Genomic DNA, 23,440 nt, shown 5'->3' on the forward strand with positions numbered 1-23,440 from the left:
CAAAGTCCCGCATGAAAGCACGCGAAACCCAAGGCATGCTGCTCGGCCTCGTCGGCGTCATGATCTTCAGCCTCACACTGCCGATGACGCGCATTGTCGTCGCCGAATTCAATCCGCTCCTGAACGGCCTTGGCCGCGCGTTCGTCGCTGCCGTGCCGGCCGCGCTGCTGCTCGCCATCCGTCGCGAGACATGGCCCACCTGGCCGCAGGTCAAGAGCCTCGCGGTCGTGTCGCTTGGCGTGATCGTCGCGTTTCCGGTGTTTTCCGCCTTTGCGATGAAGACAGTGCCGGCCTCGCACGGCGCCATCGTCAATGGGCTGCAGCCGCTCGCCGTGGCGATCTACGCCGCGTGGCTCTCGCACGAGCGGCCCTCGAAGGCGTTCTGGGCCAGCGCGCTCCTCGGCAGCGCGCTCGTGGTCGCGTTCGCGCTCCAGGCGGGCGGCGGCTCGCTGCACGCGGGCGATGCGTGGATGCTCATCGCGGTGGGCATCGGCGCGCTCGGCTACGCCGAAGGCGCGCGCCTCGCACGCCAGCTCGGCGGCTGGCAGGTGATCTGCTGGGCGCTCGTGCTCTCGGCGCCGTTCCTCGCCCTGCCGGTGGGCTGGCTCGCGTGGGCGCACCATGTGGCGCATCCCGGCCCCGTCGCGCTGAAGACCTGGCTCGCCTTCGGATACGTCACGCTGTTTTCGCAGTTCATCGGCTTTTTCGCGTGGTACGCGGGGCTCGCCATGGGCGGCACCGCGCGCGTGGGCCAGGTGCAGCTGCTGCAGATTTTCTTCACGATGGCGTTCTCGGCGCTCTTTTTCGGCGAGCAGGTCGCGCCCTCGGCGTGGCTCTACGCAGCCGCCGTGATCGCCACCGTCGTGCTGGGCCGGCGTGCGGCGATCCGCACGGCCCCGGCGCCAGCGCGCGCATGAGCCGGTTTCGCGTCATAATCAAAGGTTTTCGGCGGCATCCGGCGGTGTGTGATCGCGCCCCATGCCGCTGCTGAATCTGTCACTCGCCCCACCCCAACAAGGAGACCCCATGGACCAGAGCGATCTCAAGGCCGCGCCCGCGTGGCAACTGTCCGAGCGTGCAATCAAGCTGACCAGCTCGGCGATTCGCGAAATCCTGAAGGTCACCGAGCGTCCCGAAGTCATTTCGTTCGCGGGCGGATTGCCCGCGCCGGCAAGCTTCCCGGCCGAGGAAATGCGCGCCGCTGCCGACCGCATTCTGCGCGACGATCCCTCGGGCGCCCTCCAGTACAGCGCGACCGAAGGCTATATGCCGCTGCGCGAATGGATTGCCGCGCGCCACTCGGTGGGCGGCGTGAAAGTGCGCGCCTCGCAGGTGCTCATCACCACGGGTTCGCAGCAGGCGCTCGACCTGATCGGCAAGGTGCTGGTCTCGCCCGATAGCCCCGTGCTCGTGGAAACGCCCACCTACCTCGGCGCGCTGCAGTCGTTCTCGCTTTACGAGCCGAAGTACGTCCAGGTCCCGACCGACGAGAAGGGCCTCGTGCCCGAAGGCCTCACGCCGGAACTGACGGCTGGCGCGCGCCTGCTCTACGCGATCCCGAACTTCCAGAACCCCACGGGCCGCCGCCTGCCGCTCGAGCGCCGCCAGGCGCTCGCGGAATTCGCGAAGCACTCGCCCTTCCCCGTGATCGAAGACGACCCCTACGGCGCGCTCCTTTACGCGGGCGAACCGCTGCCTACCGTGCACTCGCTTGCGCCCGAGCATGTCGTGCATCTGGGCTCGTTCTCGAAGATCCTGGCGCCGGGCCTGCGCGTGGGCTACATCATTGCGCCCGAAGACCTGCACTTCAAACTCGTGCAGGCCAAGCAGGCCACCGACCTGCACACGCCGAGCTTCACGCAGCGTATCGTCTACGAGGTGGTGAAGGACGGCTTCCTCGACACGCACATCCCGAAGGTGCGCGCGCTCTATCGCGACCAGTGCGAGGCAATGCTCGACTCGCTCAAGCGCAACATGCCCGAAGGCGTGAGCTGGAACCGCCCCGAAGGCGGCATGTTCATCTGGGTGACGCTGCCCTCGAACATCGACAGCATGAAGCTGCTGGCCGAAGCCGTCGCGCAGAACGTGGCCTTCGTGCCCGGCGCGCCGTTCTTCGCCGACGAGCCGCAACTCAACAAGCTGCGCCTGTCGTTCGTGACGGTGCCGCCCGCGAAGATCGAAGAAGGCGTCGCGAAGCTCGCGGCCCTGATCCGCGCGCACGCCTGAAACGCACGGAAGGCTTTTCCCGACTCAACACCCGAACGAGGAATCTTGATCATGGCTGACATCAACATCTACGACCGTCTCGAACAGCTCGGCATCACCCTGCCCGAGGCGGGCGCACCCGCCGCGGCCTACGTGATGAGCGCCCAGAGCGGCAACACGGTGTACCTGTCGGGTCACATCGCGAAGAAAGACGGCAAGGTGTGGGCCGGCAAGCTCGGCGAGTCGCTCACGACCGAAGAAGGCAAGGCCGCCGCGCGCTCGATCGCGATCGACCTGCTCGCCACGCTGCACGCCCACACGGGCGACCTCAACAAGGTCAAGCGCGTAGTCAAGCTCATGAGCCTCGTGAACTCGACGCTCACCTTCACCGAACAGCACGTCGTCACAAACGGCGCTTCGGAGCTGATCGCCGACGTATTTGGCGAGAAGGGCAAGCACGCACGCTCGGCGTTCGGCGTCGCGCAGATTCCGCTTGGCGCGTGCGTCGAGATCGAACTGATCGCCGAAGTCGAGTAAACCAAGCTTTAGTGACGTGCGCGGACCTGCGTCAAGGTCCGCGCACCTTCACGCAGTTTTCTGTTGCGCACTCGCGCAATCAGGCGCATCTTCTCGCGCCGCCCCTCCCCTCTACGATCGTCCCGCCATGACCCAGCACAGCGTGAGCTTCAAACAGGTCGACGTCTTCACGTCGGTACCCTTCAAGGGCAACCCGCTCGCCGTGGTGTTCGACGCCGAGGACTTGAGCGGCGACGAGATGCAGGCCATCGCGCGCTGGACGAATCTCTCGGAAACCAGCTTCCTGCTCGCCCCCACCGACGCGCGCGCCGATTACCGCGTGCGCATCTTCACGACCAAGGGCGAGCTGCCGTTCGCGGGCCACCCGACGCTCGGCACGGCGCACGCGTTCCTCGAGAGCGGCCGCACGCCGAAAACGCCTGGCCGCCTCGTGCAGGAATGCGGCGTCGGTCTCATCGACCTGGCCGCAGGCGAGAACGGCGCATGGGCCTTCGCCGCCCCGGCCGCGCGGATCACGCCGCTCGCCGCCGCGCAGTTCGATGCCTTGCGCGCCGCGCTGCGCTCGGAAGCCATCGACTTCACGGCGACACCCTGCGGCGTCGATAACGGCGCGCCGTGGCTCGTCGTGCGCCTGGCATCGGCGCAAGCGGTGCTCGCGCTCGACGTCGACTTTGATGCGATCGAAGCCGTGGCCGCGAGCGTGGGCGCACACGGCGTGGCCGCCTACGGCCCGCATGAGGCCGATGGCCCGGTGACCTTCGAAGTGCGCTGCCTGATGACGGGCCTCGGCAAAGGCGAAGACCCCGTGACCGGCAGCGCGAACGCCGCCATCGCCATGCTGCTCGAACAGCAGAACCGGCGCCCTGGCGCCCGCTATACGGTGCGCCAGGGGACGGCGCTCGGGCGCAACGGGCGCGTGCACGTCGACTATGACGATGCGGCGAAAAAGATCTGGATTGGCGGCCATTCGGTGACAGTCGTCGACGGGACCTGCCGGCTCGCCTGACCGGCCGCAGTCCCCTTCTCATGCAAGGTGCATGGCCCGGCATGCACCGCTTCGCATCTATGCACCGCACATGGGCATCGCGCGCGTGTTGAGGTAACCCTCGCGTATACCCGGGGGACCGCAGCTTCCTTAATCATTCCCCAACCAGTAATATCGAAACATCGGATGCATGCCGCGTCCGGCGTTCGTTGCTCGCGCGCAATGCGCGTATTCCCCAGCCATCCGTTATTCATGCCGCCGACTCAACCGAGCGCATCGTTGCCGTTCTGGCCGCCGCATCCGCGGTGCGAGATCACGCGCCTACGGCGGCCGCGATGAGCGCCACCCGGGGGCCGTTCTCGCGCGATTCGAGCCTGCGCAACGCGCCCGGCCCGGCGTATACGCGTCCGCGCGCGCTGCTCGCCATTCCGCTGCTCGGTGTGCTGGTGCTCGTGCTGCTGTGGGCTGTGATCTTCACGCGCCTCTCGGTCGAGAAGGAAGCGACCATGCGCGAGGCCACGGCCTCGGCGGCCATTCTCTCGGCGGCGCTCGAACAACACACCGTCAAGGCGATTCACCAGGTCGACCAGATCACGCGCTTCGTGAAGTACGAGTTCGAGAAGTCGCCGGGCCGCTTCGATCTCGCGAGCACCGTCGAGAAAGGTGTGGTGCAGAGCGACTCGCTCGTGCAGGTGTCGATCATCGACGAGCACGGCACGCTCATCGCCAACACGGCCGACCCAAACCCCAAACCCATCGATCTCTCGGACCGCGAGCACTTCAGGGTGCACGAGCACGAGAACGACGATCAGCTCTATATCAGCAAGCCGGTGCTCGGCCGCGTGTCCGGCCACTGGACCCTGCAGATGACGCGCCGCCTCAATCACCCGGACGGCTCGTTCGCGGGCGTGGTGGTGGTGTCGGAAGACCCGAGCTACTTCACGAGCGACTTCTACAACAACGCCGCGATCGGCCGTGACGGCGTGATCGCCGTGATCTCGGATAGCGGCGCCGTGCTGGCGCGCCGCACGGGCAGCGCCGATCGCGCGAACGGCACGTTCTCCGCGAGCGGCGTGTATCCCATTTCAGAGCACGTGTCGGGCACCTACGTCGACCCGATCGATCACGTCACGCGCATCGTCTCGTATCGCCACATCGACGGCTATCCGCTAGCCGTGCTGGTCGGCCTCTCGCAAGCCGAGGAGTTCGCCGACTACAACCACACGCGCGACGTCTACCTGATGATGGCGACGTTCATCTCGCTCGCCATGCTCTCGTTCTTCGCCGTGGCCACAGGGTTGATCGGCAAGCTGCTCGGGCGCGAGCGCGAGATGTCGCAACTCGTGCAGTACGACCTGCTCACAGGCCTGCCCAACCGCTACGCCACGCTGCAACGTCTGCGCCACGAAGTCTCGCAGCCGGGCAACCTCGGGCGCCTCGCCATTCTCTTCATCGACCTCGACAACTTCAAGACCGTCAACGACACGCTCGGCCACAACGCCGGCGACATCGTGCTGCAGATGAGCGCCGCACGCCTCGCCGACGCCGTGGGCGGCGCGGGCACGCTCGCGCGCATCGGCGGCGACGAGTTCGTGGTGATCGTGAAGGGCGACGACATCGAAAAGCGCGCCATCGCGCTCGCCGAGGCTACCAACGCCGCCTTCACGCATCCGTTCGACGTGCGCGGCAGCGCCTTCGTGTTGCATGCGAGCACGGGCATCGCGCTCTTCGCGGTCGCGCATGAGAGCGAAATCGATCTGCTCAAGAAGGCCGACCTCGCGATGTACGCCGCGAAGGAGGCCGGACGCAACTGCTTTCGCTTCTACTCGCCGCAACTCGCCCACCGCGCCGATCATCTGATGAAGTGGGAGCAGCAACTGCGCGTCGCGCTCGCGGAAGACCAGCTCTTCCTCGCCTACCAGCCGAAGATCGATTTGCGCCGACGCTGCATCACCGGATTCGAGGCGCTCGTGCGCTGGAACCATCCGCAATACGGACTCATTCCCGCGGGCGAATTCATTCCGGTGGCCGAATCCACGGGCCTCATCGTGCCTGTGGGCGACTTCGTGATCCGCACCGCCTGCGCTCAGCTCGCTCAGTGGCAACAGCAAGGCTATGAGTCGCTCACGCTCGCCATCAACATCTCGGCCGTGCAGTTCTGGCGCGGCGACCTCTACGAGACCGTTGCGCACGCAATCGAAGAAACCGGCATCGCCGCGCACCGGCTCGAACTCGAGATCACCGAAACCGCGATGATGGAGTATCCGGAGCTGGTGTCGGAGAAGATCTTCGCGTTGAAGCGTCTTGGCGTGCGCGTTGCGCTCGACGACTTCGGCACCGGCTATTCGTCGCTCTCATATCTGAACCGCTTCGCCGTCGACACGCTCAAGGTCGACCGCTCGTTCGTGCAGGCCATTCCCGCGGACCGCAGCGTGTGCGTGATGGTCTCCGCGATCGTCAATCTCGCGCGCTCGCTCGGGCTCACGGTGGTCGTCGAGGGTACCGAAACCGAAGAGCAGATCGCATGGCTTTCCGCGCTCGGGCCGATCGAGGCACAGGGCTTCCTGTTCTCGCGTCCTGTGCCGGTGGAAGGCGTGGCCGCGCTGATCGAGCGCTTCGGCGTGTGCAGCGCGACGCTGCCGGGCACGCAAGCCGCGCGCGAAGATCACCGCAACGAGCGCCTGAGCGACGCGCCGCAATCGCGCTGACGTTTGCCATTGCGAATGGTTGCGCGCATTTTCTGCGCAGTTTCCGGTGACGTCCGCGAGCCGCGTGCCTTCGCGCACAGACGCATACGCACCCTCGCACGCATGATGCATGCCATGCAAACCCGCACCGACGAAGCGATCGCGGCGCCTGATACGGGCAAATTCCGCGACAACGACGAACCGCTCCTGACGCTCTTTCGCGTCGTGCTGACCGTTTCCGCGGTCTCGTGGGGCGGCCTGGCACTCATGGCGCAACTGGAGCAGCACTACGTGGAGCGCGAGGCGCGGCTCACGCAAACCGCGTTCTCGGATCTGGTCGCACTCGCCTGGATGGTGCCGGGTCCGGTGGGCTGCAACGTCGCGGTGCAACTCGGCCACGCGCTGCGCGGGCGCGCGGGCGCCTGGGTCGCGGGCGTGGCGAGCGTGCTGCCCTTCTTCGCGCTGATGACGGTGTTCGCCATCTTCTACCGCACGCCGCTCGTGCACGCGGTTGCCTCACGCACGCTGCTCGACCATTTCAGCGTAGTGCTCGCCATGCTGATCGGCGTGACCTGGTACCGGCAAACCCGCGCGCTCGTGCGTGGCCCGCTCGAATGGGGCGTGGCGCTTGCGGCCTGCGCGACGCTCGCGCTCGCCGCGAGCGCCGCGGCGTACGTGGCGATTCTCCTTGTCGCGTTTGCCGCGGGCTGGCTCGCGAGCCCTGTGCCTTCGCAGCGGCTCGAATTGCGCGTGACGCGGCGCGACGTGCAGTTGCTTGCCGCGCTTGCTGCGCTGATCGTCGTGTTCGCGCTGCCGCTGCCGCACCCGCTCGACTCGGCGCTGCTCTGGCCGCGTCTCGCGGGCGCGGGTATGACGCTGTTCGGCGGCGGCTTTTCTGCGCTGCCCGTGTTGAAAACGCTGTTCGTCACGCCGGCGGTGGGCATCACCAACGACGACTTCACGCTGGCGTTCACGCTCTCCCCGCTTTCGCCGGGGCCGCTGCTGAACGTGGTGCCCTTCTTCGGCTATCTCGTGGATGGCTGGGTCGGCGCGCTCGTCGCCACGCTCGCGCTCTTCGTGCCTTCGGGCTGCCTCGTCGTGCTCGCGCGGCGGCACCTGCACCGCATGAAGGCGAACCCGCGCTTCGAGCACGCCATGCGCGTGCTGCGCGCCGCGACCACCGCGTTTCTCGCGATCGCCGTCTGGCATATCGCGCGACACGTGCCGCTACATCCGTCGTATCTGCTGACGGCCATGTTCTCGGCGATGTGCTTCGGCAAACTCAAGCTCCCCGCTTACGCGGTCTACGCGACGGTCGGGCTTGCGTGCGGGGTGTGGCTGCTTTGGGCCTGACGTGTGGGCCTGATGCGTGGGCGTGAAGCGCAAGCTCATGCGCTGATCAGCGCGCCCCCGTGAAGCCGCCGAAGAACGCGCGCGCGTTGTCTTCGAGACTTTCGAGGTGATAGCCGCCTTCCTGCACGATGACCGAAGGCAGGCCGAGCGCGCCGATCGCCGTGCCGAGCTGCCCAAACCCTTCGGTGCTCACGGCAACCTTCGACTGCGGATCGTCCTTGTAGATGTCGAAGCCGAGCGCAAGTACGAGCGCGTCCGGCTCGAAGCGCTTGAGAACGCGCAGCGCCGCCTCCACGCGCTCGAAGAAGACGGCTTCGGACGCGCCATGCGGCATCGGCAGATTGACGTTGTAGCCCTCGCCCACGCCATTGCCGCGCTCGTCCTCGTAGCCCGCGACCACGGGATAGAAGTTGGTCGGATCGCCATGGATCGAGATGTAGAGCACGTCGCTGCGGCCATAGAAGATTTCCTGCACGCCCTGGCCGTGGTGCATGTCGCTATCGAGGATCGCCACGCGCTTGAACCGGCTGCGCAGCGACTGCGCCGCGATAGCCGCGTTGTTCAGATAGCAGAAGCCACCCGCCGCGTCCGCGCGGGCATGATGGCCAGGCGGACGTGAAAGCGCGTACGACTCGCGCGCGCCATCGCTTACGCACGCCGCAGCGGCCAACGCGCTTTGCGCCGACCAGTAGGCCGCGCGCCACGTATTTGCACCCACGGGGCAGCTGCCATCCGCGAGATAGCGCGCCGCTTGCGCGAGTACGCCGCGCAGCGGATTCGGCTCGCGCACGTAGATGTTCGACATCACCTCTTCGCCCCAGTCTTCGGGCACGCGCTTCCATTCCGTGTGCGCTTCTTCGAGAAAGCGCAGATAGTTCATGTCGTGCACGGCGGCGATGGGAGCCGTGCCGAAGTCGGCGGGCGCCTTCACGTCGAAGCCGAGCGAGCGCGCCGCGGCAACGAGATGCTCGGCGCGCTGCGGCACTTCCTGCGGCTCACGTAACTGGCCGCGCGAAAAATAGGCGCGCGGATGGTGCAGCAGCTGATCGGGATGAAACCAGGTTTTCATGTTCAGTTCTCCTTCTATTTTTCTCACGCATCGGCGGCGGCGTCGGCGGCCACGCGCACGCCCGCGCGCGCCGCGACGGCGTTGAGCAGTACGTTCGCGCCAGCCGTGACGTCTTCCGGCAGGGCGTCCTCGGCTTCGTTGTGCGACAGACCGTCCACGCAGGGAATGAACACCATCGCGCTCGGGCAGTAGCGCGCGAGGTGGATCGCGTCGTGACCCGCACCGCTCACGATACGCTCGTGCGGATAGCCAAAGCGCTGCGTCGCTTCAGCAACCAGCGCGACGCACTGCGCGTCGAACGGCGTGGCCGGGCTCGTCCAGCAATGCGCGATCTGCACGCCGAGGCCACGCGCCGCGGCCACCTCCGCGCATAACGCGCGCAAGTCGCGCTCCATCGCGTCGAGCTGCGCATCGTCGGGATGGCGTAGATCGACCGTGAAGGTCAGATTCGCCGCGATCGTGTTGCGCGACGAATTCGCGATCTGCGCCTGGCCGATCGTCACGAGGCCGAGCGGCGCGTAGCGCGCCATCACGCGCTCGATGTCGAGCGACATTTGCGCCGCGCCGAACCACGCATCCTTGCGATAGCGCATGGGCGTCGTGCCCGCATGCGCGGCCACGCCCGTCACCTTCACATCGAACCAGCGGATCGCCTGGCCACCCGTCACGACGCCGATGGTCGTGCCGTTCGCCTCGAGAATCGGGCCCTGCTCGATATGGGCTTCGAAGTAGGCGTCGACGGCCACGCCTTGCACGGCGCGCGTGCCGCGCGCGCCGCATGCGTCGAGCGCGGCGCCGAGCGTCACGCCATCGGCATCCGTGCGCGCCAGTGCGTCCGCCAGCGTCATCGCACCCGTGAACACCGCCGAGCCCAGCATCGCCGGCGTGAAGCGCGCGCCCTCCTCGTTGGTCCACGAGCAGATCTCAATGGGCTTCACGGTCCGTGCGCCCGCGTCGTTGAGCGCGCGCACGACTTCGAGCGCCGCGAGCACGCCGTACACGCCATCGAAGCGACCGCCTTCGGGCTGCGTGTCGAGGTGGCTGCCCATCAGCACGGGCGCGGCCTGCGCGTCATCGCCTTCGCGGCGCGCGAACAGGTTCCCCACTTCGTCGGTCCACACCGTCATGCCCGCCTCGCGGCACCAGCGCGCGAACAGCTCACGACCACGCCGGTCTTCTTCGGTGAGCGCGAGGCGGCGTACGCCTGCCCCTGCCGTCGCGCCGATGCGCGCCATCTCCGAGAGGCTCGCCCACAGGCGCGGGCCGTCAATCTGCAAAAGGTCTTTCATCGGTCCATCCATTTCAGTCGAACTAATCAGTACACCTGCACAGCATCAGCGCGCACTCAACGAACACTCAGCGCCTCGGCAGCCGCCTCGTCATGCGCATGCTCGTGGCGGCGCGCGTCGAGCGCGACGATGCACAGGAGCGAGACGCCCGCGAGGCACGTATAGAACACGGCGAGGGGCCACCACTGCCCCACATAGTGATGCGCGAGCCACGTGCCGACGAGCGGCGTGAGGCCACCCGCGATCGCGCCGCACACCTGGTAAGAGAGCGAAATCGCGGAGTAGCGCACGCGCGTGGGGAACACGCCCGAAACGAAGCCCGCGATCACCGAATAGAAGCTCGCCATGCAGACCACGGCGATCGCGATGCCGATCACCATCGGCACGACCTTGCCGCTTTGCACGAGCACGAACATCGGATACGGCGAGAGCATCGCGGCCGTGGCGGCCCACTTGAGGAAGCGCGCGCCGCCCAGGCGTTCCGCGAGCCAGGCGGCGAGCGGCTGCACGAGGAACTGGATGATCGCGACCGCGAACAGACAATCGAGAATGAGCGAGCGCGTGATGCCGACGTACTGCGTGGTGTACGCGATCATGAACGTGTTGGTGAAGTACACGCCCGCAATGCCGATGGTATTCGCACCAATGCACAACAGCACGAGGCCCCACGACGAGCGGAACACTTCGGCGACGGGCAGCTTGAGCGTGCGACGCTGGTCCTTGAGCTTCTCGAACTCGGGCGATTCGTTGACGCCGAGCCGGATCATGATGCCGACCACGAGCAGCACCGCCGAAACGAGGAACGGCAGACGCCAGCCCCACGAAAGAAAGTCGGCCTTGTCGAGCGAGGTGACCGAGCGGAACGCCAGCAGCGAGAGGATCAGCCCCGCGGGCGAACCCAACTGCGCAAACGAAGCGAAGAACGTGCGGCGGCCTTCGGGCGCATGCTCACCCGCCATCAGGACGGCGCCGCCCCACTCGCCGCCCACGGCGATGCCCTGCACCACGCGCAGCAGCACGAGCAGCACTGGCGCGAGCATGCCCACGCTCGCGTACGAAGGCAGCAGGCCGACACAGACGGTGGCGACGCCCATCATCATCAGCGTGGTCATGAGCGCTTTCTTGCGGCCGATCCGGTCGCCCAGGTGGCCGAAGATCAGGCCGCCAAGCGGGCGCGCGAAAAAGCCGACGGCGAAGGTCGCGAACGACGCCATCGTGCTCACGAAACGATCTTCGGAAGGGAAATACAGTTCGCCGAACACCAGCGCGGCGGCCGTGGCGTAGATGTAGAAGTCGTACCACTCGATCATCGTGCCGATGAACGCTGCGGCGGCGGCGCGCACTGGCTGCCGGGTGCTGGGTTGTGGGTTAGCCATGCGTCGGTCTCCGTCAGGCGCGTTTGGGATGAATTTGCGTTGCATATACGCTTTATCGCTAGCCACAAATCATTAGTCAAATTTCGCGTTATTATTCAGCGCATAACTTTTGCTAATACCCTTGGCGCAGCACCGCGCCGGGAGACCGCCCATGCGCGCCGATACCACCCGCTTTCTCAACGACCGTCTCGACTGGAACCTGCTGCGCACCTATCTCGCGATCATGCAGGAGCGCAGCCTGAGCCGCGCCGCCGCGCGCCTGTACGTCACGCAGCCGGCCGTGAGCCAGGCGCTCAAGCGCCTCGAAGACGCGCTCGGCCGCAAGCTCATCGAGCGGCGCGGCGCGCAGTTCGTGCCGACCGAGGCGGGCGAAGAGGTCTATCGCATCGCGAGCGACATCTACGGCACGATTTCCCAGCTCGAAACCGGGCTCGATGAACGCACCGCCGACATCACCGGCTCGATCCGCCTGCTCACGGTGAGCCGCATCGAGTCGCGTGTGTACGACGAATTTCTCGCGGAATTCCACACGGCCTACCCGCGCGTCGATCTGCAGATCGAAGTCATGCGCTCGTCGGACATCATCTCGTCGCTGCTGCAGAAAACCGCGACCGCAGGCTTGAGCCTGTGCCGCACGCCCATCGACAAGCTCGACATGCGCTGCTTTTTGCGCCAGCGCTATGCGATGTTCTGCGGCCGGCATCACCGGCTCTTCGGGCTTTCGCAACTGACGATGGAGGATCTGCTTGCGGAGAACTTTGTCTCCTTCACGAGCGATCAGATCGGCGACAGCCTCTCGCCGCTCACGGTGTTTCGCGACCAGCGCGGCTTCACGGGGCGGATCGTGGCGTCGTCGCCGAGTCTCGATGAAGTGCGGCGGCTGATCTTCGCGGGCTACGGCATTGGCTGCCTGCCCGAGCATACGGTGCGGGACGATCTGGCGCGGCAGCGCCTGTGGCGGCTGCCGCCGGAGGAAGGGCTCGTGGACGTCGACATCCACTTGCTGTGGCATCGCGAACGCAAGCGCAATGCGGCCGAAGAAGCGTTCTTCGATGCGATGGAGCGCTGTATGCAGCGCCATGCGCTCGCGGAGCGGCTGTAGAACCTCAGGCGCGGGCCGCGAACGTTGCGGGAGAGACGAACAGAAGCGCGGATCAGAACCCGCGCGCGAGCACGGCAACGCCGATCGTCACGATGCCCAGCACGAGATTGATGACGACGAGCCGGCGCACGGTACCCACGGCGCGCGCACCGTCGGGCCACTTCTGCGCTTGCACGGCGCGGCGAATACGCGGAAACACGGCGAAGCGGATGTGGCCGAAGATCAGCATCATCAGCACGCCCAGGCCCGCCATGGCATGCAGTTGCCAGGTGGCGTGCTCGCCGCCGAGCTGCATGAGCAGGAAGCCGCCGGAAAGCAGGATCACGATGACCGAGACGCCCACCCAGTTGAAGAAGCGACCGAACACCGATTCGATGAGCGGCAGGCGCAGTTGCGGCGAGAGGTCTTCGAGCGCCGGGCGCAGACAGAAGTGCGCGAAGATCATGCCGCCCACCCAGACGGCGACGCCCAGCAGATGCAGAAAGAGCGCGACTGCGATCGCGTGGCCCATGCTTGAATTCCCTCGTAACGTGTAATTATCTGGCGCACGTGGACGGGAGCGCTCCCGTCTCATGCGTTGTGCGCGGCATTATTCCATGCCGAGCAGCGATTTGCGCCGGATATGTGTCGACCGGAGTTAGCGCTTTAGCACTTTGCGATCCGGAGTTAGTGCTTTAGCACTTACTCCGGTCCCACGCACAGCGCCTTTACCTCGGCAACACCGGACGCATCTCCGTCACGACCTTGAGCTTCGAGTCCGGCGCGCGGCCCTTGCGTGCGCGCTTGCCGATCTGCGGAGCCAACACCGCGCCGGCCATCAGGTCCTCGCCCGGCTTGCCGCCGCGGCCCGTGCCCACGAGCACGACGCCCGCCGCGCTGATCGCGAGCGCCTGCAGGAGCTTCTCTTTATCGTCGAGCTGCATGAGCGTGACGCCACGGCCGCCGCCGGAAAGCGTCTTCATCTCGTCGAGGCCGAACACCAGCAAACGACCGCCCGACGAAAGGCACGCCACCTGCAGCGCGCCGGGCAACATCGGCATCGGCGCGAGCGGCACGCAGCCCTCGTCGATCGTCATGAACGCCTTGCCCGCCTTCACGCGGCTCACCATGTCGCCGATCTTCGCGATGAAGCCAAAGCCGTTGCTCGAAGCCAGCAGCAATTGCTGTTCCGCATTCGCCGCGAAGTAATGCAGCAGATGCGTGCCCGCTTCGAGTTCGATGAGCGACGTGACCGGCACACCGTCGCCACGGCCGCCAGGCAGGTTCGCAATCGACACCGAATACACGCGGCCATTGCTGCCCCACGCGATGAGCGTGTCGGGCGTGCGGCACTGGAACGCCGCATAGAGGCCGTCGCCGGCCTTGAACGTGAAGCCCTGCGTGTCGAGCCCATGACCCTTGAGCGCACGCACCCAGCCCTTCTGCGAGACGACGACCGTGACCGGCTCGTCCACCACGCGCGCCTCGAAGCTCGCGCGCTTTTCCTGCTGGATCAGCGTGCGGCGATCGTCGCCGTACTGCTTCGCGTCGGCTTCGATTTCCTTCACGATGAGCCGCTTCATCGACGCGTCGTTCGCGAGCAGCTCCTCGAGCTTCGCCTTCTCGTCGCGCAGTTCCGCGAGTTCCTTCTCGATCTTGATCTTCTCGAGCCGCGCCAACTGACGCAGACGGATTTCAAGAATGTCCTCGGCCTGGCGCTCGGAAAGCCCGAACGCGCTCATCAGCGCGCTCTTGGGCTCGTCCGACTCGCGGATGATGCGGATGACTTCGTCGATATTGAGGAAGACGATCATCCGCCCTTCGAGGATATGGATGCGGTCGTCGACCTTCGTCAGGCGATGTTGCGTGCGGCGCGTGACCGTCGCGAAGCGGAAGCCGATCCACTCGCCCAGAATCTCGCTGATGCCCTTCTGGCGGGGACGGCCATCGGCGCCGATCATCACCAGGTTCAGCGAAGCGTTCGATTCGAGGCTCGTGTTGGCGAGCAGCGAATTGACGAATTCGCCCTGATCGATCTTGCTCGTCTTCGGCTCGAACACGAGGCGCACGGGCGCGTCCTTGCCCGACTCGTCGCGCACGGCGTCGAGCAGCGCGAGCATGGTCTGCTTGCTCTGCAACTGCTCGGGCGTGAGCGTCTTCTTGCCGAGCTTGAGCTTCGGGTTCGTGAGCTCCTCGATCTCTTCGAGCACCTTCTGGCCCGAGGTGTTCGGCGGCAGCTCGGTCACCACGAGTTGCCACTGGCCGCGCGCGAGCTCCTCGATCTTCCAGCGCGCGCGCACCTTGAGGCTGCCGCGCCCCGACTCATAAGCCGCAGCGATTTCAGCGTCGCTCGAAATGATCTGGCCGCCGCCCGGGAAATCGGGCCCCGGCAGACGTTCCATGATTTCCGCGTGCGAAAGCTTCGGATTCTTGATCATCGCCACGGCCGCCGTCGCCACTTCGCGCAGATTGTGCGAAGGGATTTCGGTGGCCAGACCGACCGCGATGCCCGACGCGCCGTTGAGCAGCAGCATGGGCAGGCGGGCCGGCAGCGTCTTCGGCTCCTGGAACGAGCCGTCGTAGTTCGGCATGAAATCGACGGTGCCCATGTCGATTTCGTCGAGCAGCAGCTTGGCGATGGGCGTCAGGCGCGCTTCGGTGTATCGCATGGCCGCCGCGCCGTCGCCGTCGCGCGAGCCGAAATTGCCCTGGCCGTCGATGAGCGGATAGCGCATCGAGAAGTCCTGGGCGAGACGCACGAGCGCGTCGTAGGCCGACTGGTCGCCGTGCGGATGGTACTTGCCGAGCACGTCGCCCACCACGCGTGCCGACTTCACGGGCTTGGCGTTATCGCCGAGACCCATTTCGTTCATCGCGAAGAGAATGCGCCGCTGCACCGGCTTCTGGCCGTCGCAGACGTCGGGCAGCGCGCGGCCCTTCACCACGCTCACCGCGTAGTCGAGATAGGCGCGTTCCGCGTAGTGGCCGAGCGTGAGCGTGTCGCCGTTCGGGGCGTCCGTCACTTCAGCAAAGAGATCGTCCATGTTTCAATCGTTCCGTAATCTGGTATGGGCGCGGGCGCTCAGTTGCGCTGCTCAGTTGCGCCGACTTGTGCGCTAACGTGTGCGCTTAGATATCCGCTTCGACTTCGTTGCCCTTCTCTTCGAGCCACGAACGGCGCGAAGCCGCTTCGCCCTTGCCCATGAGCATCGTCATGCGCGCCACCGTGGCCTCGTAGTCGAGGTCGCCGAGCGCGATGGGCGAGAGGCGCCGCGTGTCGGGGTTCATCGTCGTGTCCCAGAGCTGCTCGGCGCTCATTTCACCAAGACCCTTGAAGCGGCTGATGGTCCATTGCGTCTCGCGCACGCCGTCCTTGCGCAGCTTGTCGAGGATCGCCTCGAGTTCGCCCTCGTCGAGCGCATAGAGCTTCTGCGCGGGCTTCTTGCCGCGCGCGGGCGCATCCACACGGAACAGCGGCGGGCGCGCCACGCACACGTGACCGCGCTCGATCAGCTGCGGGAAATGCTTGAAGAACAGCGTGAGCAGCAGCACCTGGATGTGCGAGCCATCGACGTCGGCATCGGAAAGAATGCAGATCTTGCCGTAGCGCAGATTCGAGAGATCGACGGTTTCGTCGGGGCTGTGCGGATCGACGCCGATCGCCACCGAAATGTCGTGCACTTCGTTGTTCGCAAAGAGCCGGTCGCGCTCGGTCTCCCACGTGTTGAGCACCTTGCCGCGCAGCGGCAGGATGGCCTGGTACCCCTTGTCGCGCCCCATCTTCGCGGAGCCGCCAGCGGAATCGCCCTCCACGAGGAAGAGTTCGTTGCGCGCGATGTCGGTCGATTCGCAGTCGGTGAGCTTGCCCGGCAGCACGGCCACGCCCGAGCTCTTGCGCTTCTCGACCTTCTGACCCGCGCGCGTACGCGCCTGCGCCTGCTTGATGACGAGATCGGCGAGTTTCTTGCCATGCTCGACGTGCTGGTTGAGCCAAAGCTCCAAAGCCGGACGCGAGAACGACGAAACGAGCTTCACGGCATCGCGGCTGTTCAAGCGCTCCTTGATCTGCCCCTGGAACTGCGGGTCGAGCACCTTGGCCGAGAGCACGAACGAGACGCGCGCAAAGACGTCTTCGGGCAGGAGCTTCACGCCTTTAGGCTGAAGATTGTGCAATTCGACGAAGCTCTTCACGGCCTGGAAGAGACCGTCGCGCAGGCCGCTTTCATGCGTGCCGCCAGCGGGCGTCGGAATCAGGTTCACGTACGACTCGCGCGTGAGCGAGCCTTCCTCGCTCCACGCCACGACCCACGTGGCGCCCTCGCCTTCGGCGAAGGTGTCGTCGGTGGTGCGTGCGTCGGCGTAGCGCTCGCCTTCGAAGAGCGGGATCAGCAGGTCGGCGCCGCCCATGCCTTCGAGCAGGTAGCCGCGCAGGCCGTCTTCGTATTTCCAGCTTTGGTGCTCACCGGTCTTCTCGATCACGAGCGTGACCTCGACGCCCGGCAGCAGTACGGCCTTCGAGCGCAAGAGACGTTGCAGCTCGCCGAGCGGCAGATTGGGCGAATCGAAATACTTGGGATCGGCCAACGCGGTCACGCGCGTGCCCGTCTTCTTTTCGTCGCGCGCGGCGTTGCGCGTGGTGAGCGGCCTCGTGACATTGCCGTCCGAGAAGCCGATTTCGGCGACCTTGCCGTCGCGCCAGACGGTCACGTCCAGACGCGTGGAGAGCGCGTTGGTGACCGAGACGCCCACGCCGTGCAGGCCGCCCGAGAAGGTATAGGCGCCGCCGGCGGCCTTGTCGAACTTGCCGCCCGCGTGCAGGCGCGTGAAGACGATCTCGACGACGGGTACCTTCTCTTCAGGGTGCAGGCCGAACGGAATGCCGCGGCCATCGTCCTCGACAGAGACGGAATGGTCGGCGTGCAGCGTCACGGTGATGCGACGGCCGTAGCCGCCGAGCGCTTCGTCCGAGGCGTTGTCGATGACTTCCTGGATGATGTGCAGCGGATTCTCGGTGCGCGTATACATGCCCGGCCGCTGCCGGACGGGCTCGAGGCCCTTGAGCACCTTGATCGACGCTTCGCTATAGCCAGTGTTTCCAGCGTTGGACTTCTTCGTTGACATGGTGATCCACAGGGGGTTGTCCGCGCGCTTGTCCACAGGTCCTGTGGACATCTGCGGGGAAAACGCGTTGAGCGTTCAAAAAAACCGATACGAAACAACAGGGTGAACCGGCTGCACGCCGCGGTGGCAGATGCGCTCGCGGCAGCGCAGTCGTTCACGCAGTTATTCGAATTCGCGAGGTATTGTACTGATTTGGGCTCGCACGGCAATTTGCGCGAAGGTTGGCTGGCCGAACGGACGAGTGCGCCGCACCCATGCGCCGCAAAAAAAAGCGGCCTTCATCAGGCCGCTCTCTCTCGCATCACTTGCGCTTGCTCTCCAGTTCCTCCCACCGCTCCAGCGCAACGAGCAATTCGTCGTCGATCGCCGCGTAGCGTTCAGTCAGGCGAGCGCCCTCCTGCGCATCCTTCGCGAAGATCGAACCGTCCTCGATCTGCGCGCCGATGGTCTTTTGCTCCGTCTCCAGCGCCTCGATGCGCTTGGGCAGTTCCTCGAGCTCGCGCTGCTCCTTGAACGAAAGCTTCACGCTGCGCTGGGCATTGCGCCCCGCCGCGCTGTCCTTGGGCGCCGCCACCGCAGCAGCCGCTTCCTTCGGCGCGCGCGCCTCGGCAATTTCCTGCGCACGGGCGCTCTGCGTCTGCCAGTCCGTGAAGCCGCCCACGTACTCGCGCCAGCGCCCTTCGCCCTCGGATGCGATCACCGAAGTCACCACGTTGTCGAGGAACGCGCGGTCGTGGCTCACGAGCAGCACGGTGCCGTCGTAGTCGGTCAGCAGCTCTTCGAGCAGTTCGAGCGTCGGGATGTCGAGATCGTTGGTCGGTTCATCGAGCACCAGCACGTTCGCGGGCCGCGCGAACAAACGCGCGAGCAGCAGGCGGTTGCGCTCGCCGCCCGAAAGCGACTTCACGGGCGAACGCGCGCGCTCGGGTGCGAACAGGAAGTCGCCGAGATAGCTCATCACGTGCTTCTTCGCGCCGTTGATCTCTACCCAGTCGCTGCCGGGGCTGATCGTATCGGCGAGACTCTTTTCCATGTCGAGCTGCGCGCGCATCTGGTCGAAGTACGCCACCTGCAGATTCGTCCCCACGCGCACCGTGCCAACGTCCGGCTTCAGATCGCCGAGGATCAGCTTCAGCAGCGTGGTCTTGCCCGCGCCGTTCGGACCGACAAAGCCGATCTTGTCGCCGCGCATGACCGTCGACGAGACGTTATCGACGATCGTGCGGCCACCATAGCCCTTCGTCACATCCGTGAGTTCCGCGACGATCTTGCCCGACTTCTCGCCTTGCGCGACGTCGAGCTTCACGTTGCCCTGCACGTTGCGCCGTTCCTCGCGATCATGGCGCATCTGGACGAGGCGCGCGATGCGGCCCACGCTGCGCGTGCGGCGCGCTTCCACGCCTTTGCGGATCCACACTTCTTCCTGCGCGAGCAGTTTGTCGAACTTGTCGTTCTCCACGCGCTCGACTTCGAGCTGCTGCGCCTTGCGCTCCTGGTACTGCGAGAAGTTGCCCGGATACGAGAGCAGCTTGCCGCGATCGAGTTCGACGATGCGTGTCGCCACGCGGTCGAGAAACGCGCGGTCGTGGGTGATGAAGAGCAGGCTCGAACGCTGCGCCACGAGCAGTTCTTCGAGCCAGCGAATGCCGTCGAAGTCGAGGTGGTTGGTCGGTTCGTCGAGCAGCAGGATGTCGGGCTGCACGACGAGCGCGCGCGCGAGCGCCACGCGCTTTTGCATCCCACCCGAGAGCGCGCCCACGCGCGCGTCGCCTTCGAGGCCGATCTGCGCGAGCGTCGTCGACACGCGCGTGCGCCAGTTCCAGGCGTCGGCATGATCGAGCGACGATTGCAGCGTGTTCATGCGCGCGAGCAGCGCGTCGTGTTCCGCGCCTTCGGGCGTGTCCGCGAGCTTGTGCGCGACCGTGTCGTATTCGTCGAGCAGCGCACGCACGTCGGCGAGGCCCGAGGCGACGGTGTCGAACACCGTGGCGTCGGCGTCGAAGTCGGGCTCCTGCGGCACGTAGACGGTCGAGAGATCCTGCTGGCGCGTGATGAGCCCGTCGTCGGGCTTCGCGAGATCGGCGACGATGGTCAGCAGCGACGACTTGCCCGCGCCGTTGCGGCCGATCAGCCCGACGCGCTCGCCGGCTTCGAGCGAAAAGTCCGCGTGGTCGAGCAGCGCGACATGGCCGAACGCCAGTTGCGCGCCTGTGATGGTGTAAAGCGACATGGATGGAGAGCGATGCGTGCGTTGGACCTGAAGCGGGCATTGTACCGGGCCGCGCCGGTCGGGCCGCGGAGGTCCGGCCGGCGGGGCGCGCTCCACACAGGTCAGGCCTCAGCGTTTAGCGACCCTTTAGCGCAGCGGCACGCGATCCGTTTTCCGGTAACATCGCGGGTCGCGCGCGCCCGCCCTGGATTAAATAAAGGGTCGTATGCCGGGCCATGCATCGAATCGACTAGACGAAGGACACGTTGTGAGTGAAGTAATCGAATACAAGAGCTGGGTCTGCCTGATCTGCGGCTGGATCTACAACGAGGAAGAAGGTCTGCCCGGTGAGGGGATCGCCGCCGGCACGCGCTTTGCCGATATTCCCGACGACTGGCGCTGCCCGCTGTGCGATGTGGGTAAGCCGGAATTCGCCGTCGTCGAGTTCTGATCGCGACGACTCGCGGGGAACCGATAAACGCGGGACCCAAAACGCGGTGCCGGCGCTAAAGGGGCGTCATTTTCGCGCCCGAACACGTTTGCTATACTCTTGGCCCTGCGTCGCGATATCGCTCGGGCCCGCAAGGCCGAACCGCTTCGCGCGCCGCTCCGCGCCATGACGGGTCACTTGGGAAACATGGCGATCGAACGGAGCAATGCTCGACCGCGCTCCCTGTAGTTCAATGGATAGAACAAGTGCCTCCTAAGCGCTAGATGCAGGTTCGATTCCTGCCAGGGGGACCAGCCGCTCGAGCAGCCGGGCCGCGTAGGTCGAGCCGCGAAGGCCACCACCGGTTCGCGCGTCCCGTCCCGTCTCTTTCACGCACTCGCGCTCCCTCTTTCCCGAGCAGATTTTCCATGGACATCAACAAGCAAATCGCCGCCCTCACCGCCTCCGAACTGCAGACCGCCGGGGCCAGCCAGGCCACCGCCATTGCCGTGAGCGTGCTGCTGCGCCATCTGAATTCGCCTGAACTCGCGCGCCAGCTGGGCGCGGCGTTCGAAAACCATCAGGCCGTGATGCTGCAAACGCCTTGGCCTGAGCAGATGCTGAACGCGTTCGAAGCGACGCGGCGCTTCTTCGAAAGCGCGGCCCAGGTGCCGGGCGCGACGCCGCCTGCTGCCGAATAAACGGCAAAACAAACGACAGATAACCGGCGAATTAGGGGTAAGTACTGAGTCATATCCCCTAAAGAAGAAAAAAATAGTGCCGTAATGGCCTTCATGGACACCACGCGTCCCCTCCCCGCCGGTTATATGATGTCGAACCTCATCGACCAGGACATCACGCACATTCGTCGCGTGATGCCCTTGTCGCTCGCCGGCGACTTCGGCGGCCCGATTCTCCCCGCGAACTACTGGCGCCAGCGGCTGCACCGCCTGCTCGAGACCGGTTACGTGAACAAGGGCCAGCTGTGCGAAATCGACAGCCTGCTGCTCATCCTCGATCTGCACGAACTGAACGTCGCCTCTGCCTCCGTAGTGCTGGCGAAGCAGGCCAACGGCGGCCCGCAGCACTCCTGACTTCTCCCTGAATTCGACGCTCGCACGTAGAGGCATTCGCCTGCGCGGCGCGCGCCTGCGCACGCGCATCGGGAATTCCTGGTGCCGCGGGTCGACCATCGGTCATAATGTCCGCAAAAATACCCTAACGAGGACTCCGTGCACACGGCCGAACCGAGAGACCTGCTTCAGCAGGCACGCAAGCGTTTCACCCAACAGCAGATCGCCACACACGTCGGCCGCGACGTGAAAACCGTGCGGCGCTGGGAAAAGGGCGAAACGCCCTGCCCCGCGATGCTGGAAGCCGCACTGCGCGAACTGCTGCAAGGCAGCGCTCACGCGAACGGCAGCGCGGCGCGCTTTCGCTTCATCGACCTGTTCGCCGGCATCGGCGGCATCCGCAAGGGTTTCGAGGCGCACGGCGGCGAGTGCGTCTTCACGAGCGAATGGAATCCGTTCTCGCGCAAGACCTATCTGGAAAACTACGGCGAAGACCATCCGTTCATCGGCGACATCACGGCGGTGGACGCCGCCGACGTGCCCGATCACGACGTCCTGCTCGCGGGCTTTCCCTGCCAGCCGTTCTCGATCGCGGGCGTGAGCAAGAAGAACGCGCTTGGCCGTCCGCACGGCTTTGCCTGCACCACGCAGGGCACCCTGTTCTTCGACGTCGCGCGCATCATCGCCGAGAAGCGGCCTGCCGCGTTTTTGCTCGAGAACGTGAAGAACCTCGTCTCGCACGACCGCGGGCGTACCTTCGACGTGATCCTCCAGGTGCTGCGTGACGAACTTGGCTATGACGTGCATTACCGCGTGATCGATGGGCGCCATTTCACGCCGCAGCATCGCGAGCGCATCATCATCGTCGGTTTTCGCGAGCCGACGCAGTTTTCGTGGGACGCGCTCGCGCTGCCGGAAGAAGGCCCGCGGCTCGCCTCGATCCTCCATCGCACCGACGGCTGCGAGCCGCTGCTGCCCTGGGACGGCGAGCGCTTCTTCGATCACGGCGCGCGCCGCGTGCAGCCGAAGTACACACTCACGCCGGGTCTCTGGGCTTATCTGCAGCAATACGCCGAGAAGCACCGCGCGGCCGGCAACGGCTTCGGCTTCGGCCTCGCGTTCCCGGACAGCGTCACGCGCACGCTTTCTGCGCGCTATCACAAAGACGGCTCGGAGATCCTCGTCTATCAAGGCGAAGGATTGCGCCCGCGCCGCCTCACGCCGCGCGAGTGCGCCCGGCTCATGGGCCTGCCCGACACCTTCCGCATTCCGGTGAGCGACACCCAGGCGTACCGCCAGTTCGGCAACAGCGTGGTCATGCCGGTGATGCGCGAAGTCGCGCGCACGATGATGCCGCATCTCGATGCGGTGCTGGCCGCGCAGCACGAGGCGCTCCGTGCGCCCGCGCTGCCGGTTCCCGCCGTTGCACGCACAACGCGCACGGCCCGCACGTCGCGCAACGCAGCCCCGGCGACCGCCACGGCGGGAGGCCGCTGACCGGCGCGCGCCACGGCCAACCGAAGCGAGGCGACAGACGATGGTGGACGTCGTCGATACCGCGACGCGCAGCCGGATGATGTCCGGCATTCGCGGCCGCAACACGAAGCCCGAAAAGCTGATCCGCAGTCTGCTGCACCGGCGCGGCTTTCGCTTTCGACTGAACGTGCGCGAACTGCCCGGCCGGCCCGACATCGTGCTGCCGCGCCGGCGCGCCGTGGTATTCGTGCACGGCTGCTTCTGGCACGGCCACAACTGCGCGCTCTTCAAGTGGCCGCAAACGCGCCCCGAGTTCTGGCGCGAGAAGATCGCGCGCAACCGTCTGAACGACGCCAAAGCGCTCGCGGCGCTTGCGGCGCAAGGCTGGCGCGTGGCGGTGGTCTGGGAATGCGCGTTGCGTGGCGCGCAGCACGATCCGCAGGCGGTCGTCGAGCGGCTTGCCGCGTGGCTCGAAGACGAGTCGTCCGCATGGTTCGAGGCGCGCTCGTGATCGCGGCTCGACTCACATCGCAAACAGCGTGACATCGG

General features: G+C 65.9%; 19 protein-coding genes and 1 tRNA gene. 13 read left to right on the top strand and 7 right to left on the bottom strand.

Annotated elements, in window-relative coordinates; translation table 11 throughout:
- Positions 1 to 11 precede the first annotated feature (11 nt).
- From JMY28_RS00640 to JMY28_RS00665, 6 genes are all read left to right on the top strand, one after another.
- A complete protein-coding gene (locus JMY28_RS00640) occupies positions 12 to 917 on the top strand; it encodes a DMT family transporter (RefSeq protein ID WP_201693620.1) in 906 nt (301 codons plus the stop codon).
- A 109-nt stretch (positions 918 to 1,026) separates the two neighbouring features.
- Positions 1,027 to 2,226, top strand: coding sequence for an aminotransferase-like domain-containing protein (locus JMY28_RS00645; RefSeq protein WP_201693621.1), 1,200 nt, complete (start codon positions 1,027 to 1,029; stop codon positions 2,224 to 2,226).
- Positions 2,227 to 2,277: 51 nt separating this feature from the next.
- On the top strand, positions 2,278 to 2,742 hold the full coding sequence (locus JMY28_RS00650; RefSeq protein WP_201693622.1) for a RidA family protein: 465 nt from the start codon (positions 2,278 to 2,280) through the stop codon (positions 2,740 to 2,742).
- A 127-nt stretch (positions 2,743 to 2,869) separates the two neighbouring features.
- Complete coding sequence (locus JMY28_RS00655; RefSeq protein ID WP_201693623.1) at positions 2,870 to 3,748, top strand: PhzF family phenazine biosynthesis protein; 879 nt, start codon at positions 2,870 to 2,872, stop codon at positions 3,746 to 3,748.
- 314 nt (positions 3,749 to 4,062) lie between these two features.
- Entirely contained in the window at positions 4,063 to 6,435 is a 2,373-nt protein-coding gene (locus JMY28_RS00660; RefSeq protein WP_201693624.1) for a bifunctional diguanylate cyclase/phosphodiesterase, read from the top strand.
- 114 nt (positions 6,436 to 6,549) lie between these two features.
- Positions 6,550 to 7,767: a chromate transporter gene (locus JMY28_RS00665; RefSeq protein ID WP_407945453.1), complete on the top strand. Its 1,218-nt coding sequence runs from the start codon at positions 6,550 to 6,552 to the stop codon at positions 7,765 to 7,767.
- A 46-nt stretch (positions 7,768 to 7,813) separates the two neighbouring features.
- Here JMY28_RS00665 and JMY28_RS00670 read toward each other — a convergent pair whose 3' ends face one another.
- The 3 genes from JMY28_RS00670 to JMY28_RS00680 are packed head-to-tail and all read right to left on the bottom strand — an operon-like array spanning position 7,814 to position 11,501.
- Positions 7,814 to 8,836: a histone deacetylase family protein gene (locus JMY28_RS00670; protein WP_201693625.1), complete on the bottom strand. Its 1,023-nt coding sequence runs from the start codon at positions 8,834 to 8,836 to the stop codon at positions 7,814 to 7,816.
- A gap of 23 nt (positions 8,837 to 8,859) precedes the next feature.
- Positions 8,860 to 10,125 carry a Zn-dependent hydrolase gene (locus JMY28_RS00675; protein ID WP_201693626.1) on the bottom strand — a complete coding sequence of 422 codons (1,266 nt, stop codon included), beginning with the start codon at positions 10,123 to 10,125 and terminating at the stop codon, positions 8,860 to 8,862.
- Positions 10,126 to 10,181: 56 nt separating this feature from the next.
- On the bottom strand, positions 10,182 to 11,501 hold the full coding sequence (locus JMY28_RS00680) for an MFS transporter (protein WP_201693627.1): 1,320 nt from the start codon (positions 11,499 to 11,501) through the stop codon (positions 10,182 to 10,184).
- Between the two features lie 151 nt (positions 11,502 to 11,652).
- On the opposite strand from JMY28_RS00680, the gene JMY28_RS00685 reads away from it, so the two are divergent.
- Positions 11,653 to 12,603, top strand: coding sequence for a LysR family transcriptional regulator (locus tag JMY28_RS00685; protein ID WP_201693628.1), 951 nt, complete (start codon positions 11,653 to 11,655; stop codon positions 12,601 to 12,603).
- Between the two features lie 52 nt (positions 12,604 to 12,655).
- Here the strand turns inward: JMY28_RS00685 and JMY28_RS00690 are convergent, their stop codons facing one another.
- From JMY28_RS00690 to JMY28_RS00705, 4 genes are all read right to left on the bottom strand, one after another.
- Positions 12,656 to 13,114, bottom strand: coding sequence for a CopD family protein (locus JMY28_RS00690; RefSeq protein WP_201693629.1), 459 nt, complete (start codon positions 13,112 to 13,114; stop codon positions 12,656 to 12,658).
- A 196-nt stretch (positions 13,115 to 13,310) separates the two neighbouring features.
- Complete coding sequence (gene parC, locus JMY28_RS00695; protein WP_201693630.1) at positions 13,311 to 15,626, bottom strand: DNA topoisomerase IV subunit A; 2,316 nt, start codon at positions 15,624 to 15,626, stop codon at positions 13,311 to 13,313.
- Positions 15,627 to 15,711: 85 nt separating this feature from the next.
- Positions 15,712 to 17,703 carry a DNA topoisomerase IV subunit B gene (locus JMY28_RS00700; protein WP_201694573.1) on the bottom strand — a complete coding sequence of 664 codons (1,992 nt, stop codon included), beginning with the start codon at positions 17,701 to 17,703 and terminating at the stop codon, positions 15,712 to 15,714.
- Positions 17,704 to 18,004: 301 nt separating this feature from the next.
- Positions 18,005 to 19,933: an ATP-binding cassette domain-containing protein gene (locus JMY28_RS00705; RefSeq protein WP_201693631.1), complete on the bottom strand. Its 1,929-nt coding sequence runs from the start codon at positions 19,931 to 19,933 to the stop codon at positions 18,005 to 18,007.
- Between the two features lie 247 nt (positions 19,934 to 20,180).
- Here JMY28_RS00705 and JMY28_RS00710 point away from each other — a divergent pair, with 247 nt between their 5' ends.
- The 6 genes from JMY28_RS00710 to JMY28_RS00735 all read left to right on the top strand — a co-directional run bounded on the left by JMY28_RS00710 (position 20,181) and on the right by JMY28_RS00735 (position 23,402).
- The gene (locus tag JMY28_RS00710) at positions 20,181 to 20,363 is read left to right on the top strand and encodes a rubredoxin (protein WP_201693632.1); all 183 of its coding nucleotides are present in this window, start codon (positions 20,181 to 20,183) and stop codon (positions 20,361 to 20,363) included.
- Positions 20,364 to 20,581: 218 nt separating this feature from the next.
- Positions 20,582 to 20,656 (top strand) — tRNA-Arg (locus JMY28_RS00715).
- A 114-nt stretch (positions 20,657 to 20,770) separates the two neighbouring features.
- Positions 20,771 to 21,043: a hypothetical protein gene (locus tag JMY28_RS00720; RefSeq protein ID WP_201693633.1), complete on the top strand. Its 273-nt coding sequence runs from the start codon at positions 20,771 to 20,773 to the stop codon at positions 21,041 to 21,043.
- Positions 21,044 to 21,127: 84 nt separating this feature from the next.
- Complete coding sequence (locus JMY28_RS00725) at positions 21,128 to 21,436, top strand: hypothetical protein (protein ID WP_201693634.1); 309 nt, start codon at positions 21,128 to 21,130, stop codon at positions 21,434 to 21,436.
- Positions 21,437 to 21,574: 138 nt separating this feature from the next.
- Positions 21,575 to 22,912, top strand: coding sequence for a DNA (cytosine-5-)-methyltransferase (gene dcm / locus JMY28_RS00730; RefSeq protein WP_201693635.1), 1,338 nt, complete (start codon positions 21,575 to 21,577; stop codon positions 22,910 to 22,912).
- A 40-nt stretch (positions 22,913 to 22,952) separates the two neighbouring features.
- Entirely contained in the window at positions 22,953 to 23,402 is a 450-nt protein-coding gene (locus tag JMY28_RS00735; RefSeq protein WP_201693636.1) for a very short patch repair endonuclease, read from the top strand.
- Positions 23,403 to 23,440: the final 38 nt, after the last annotated feature.

Source organism: Paraburkholderia hiiakae, from assembly GCF_904848665.1.
Taxonomy (GTDB): domain Bacteria; phylum Pseudomonadota; class Gammaproteobacteria; order Burkholderiales; family Burkholderiaceae; genus Paraburkholderia; species Paraburkholderia hiiakae.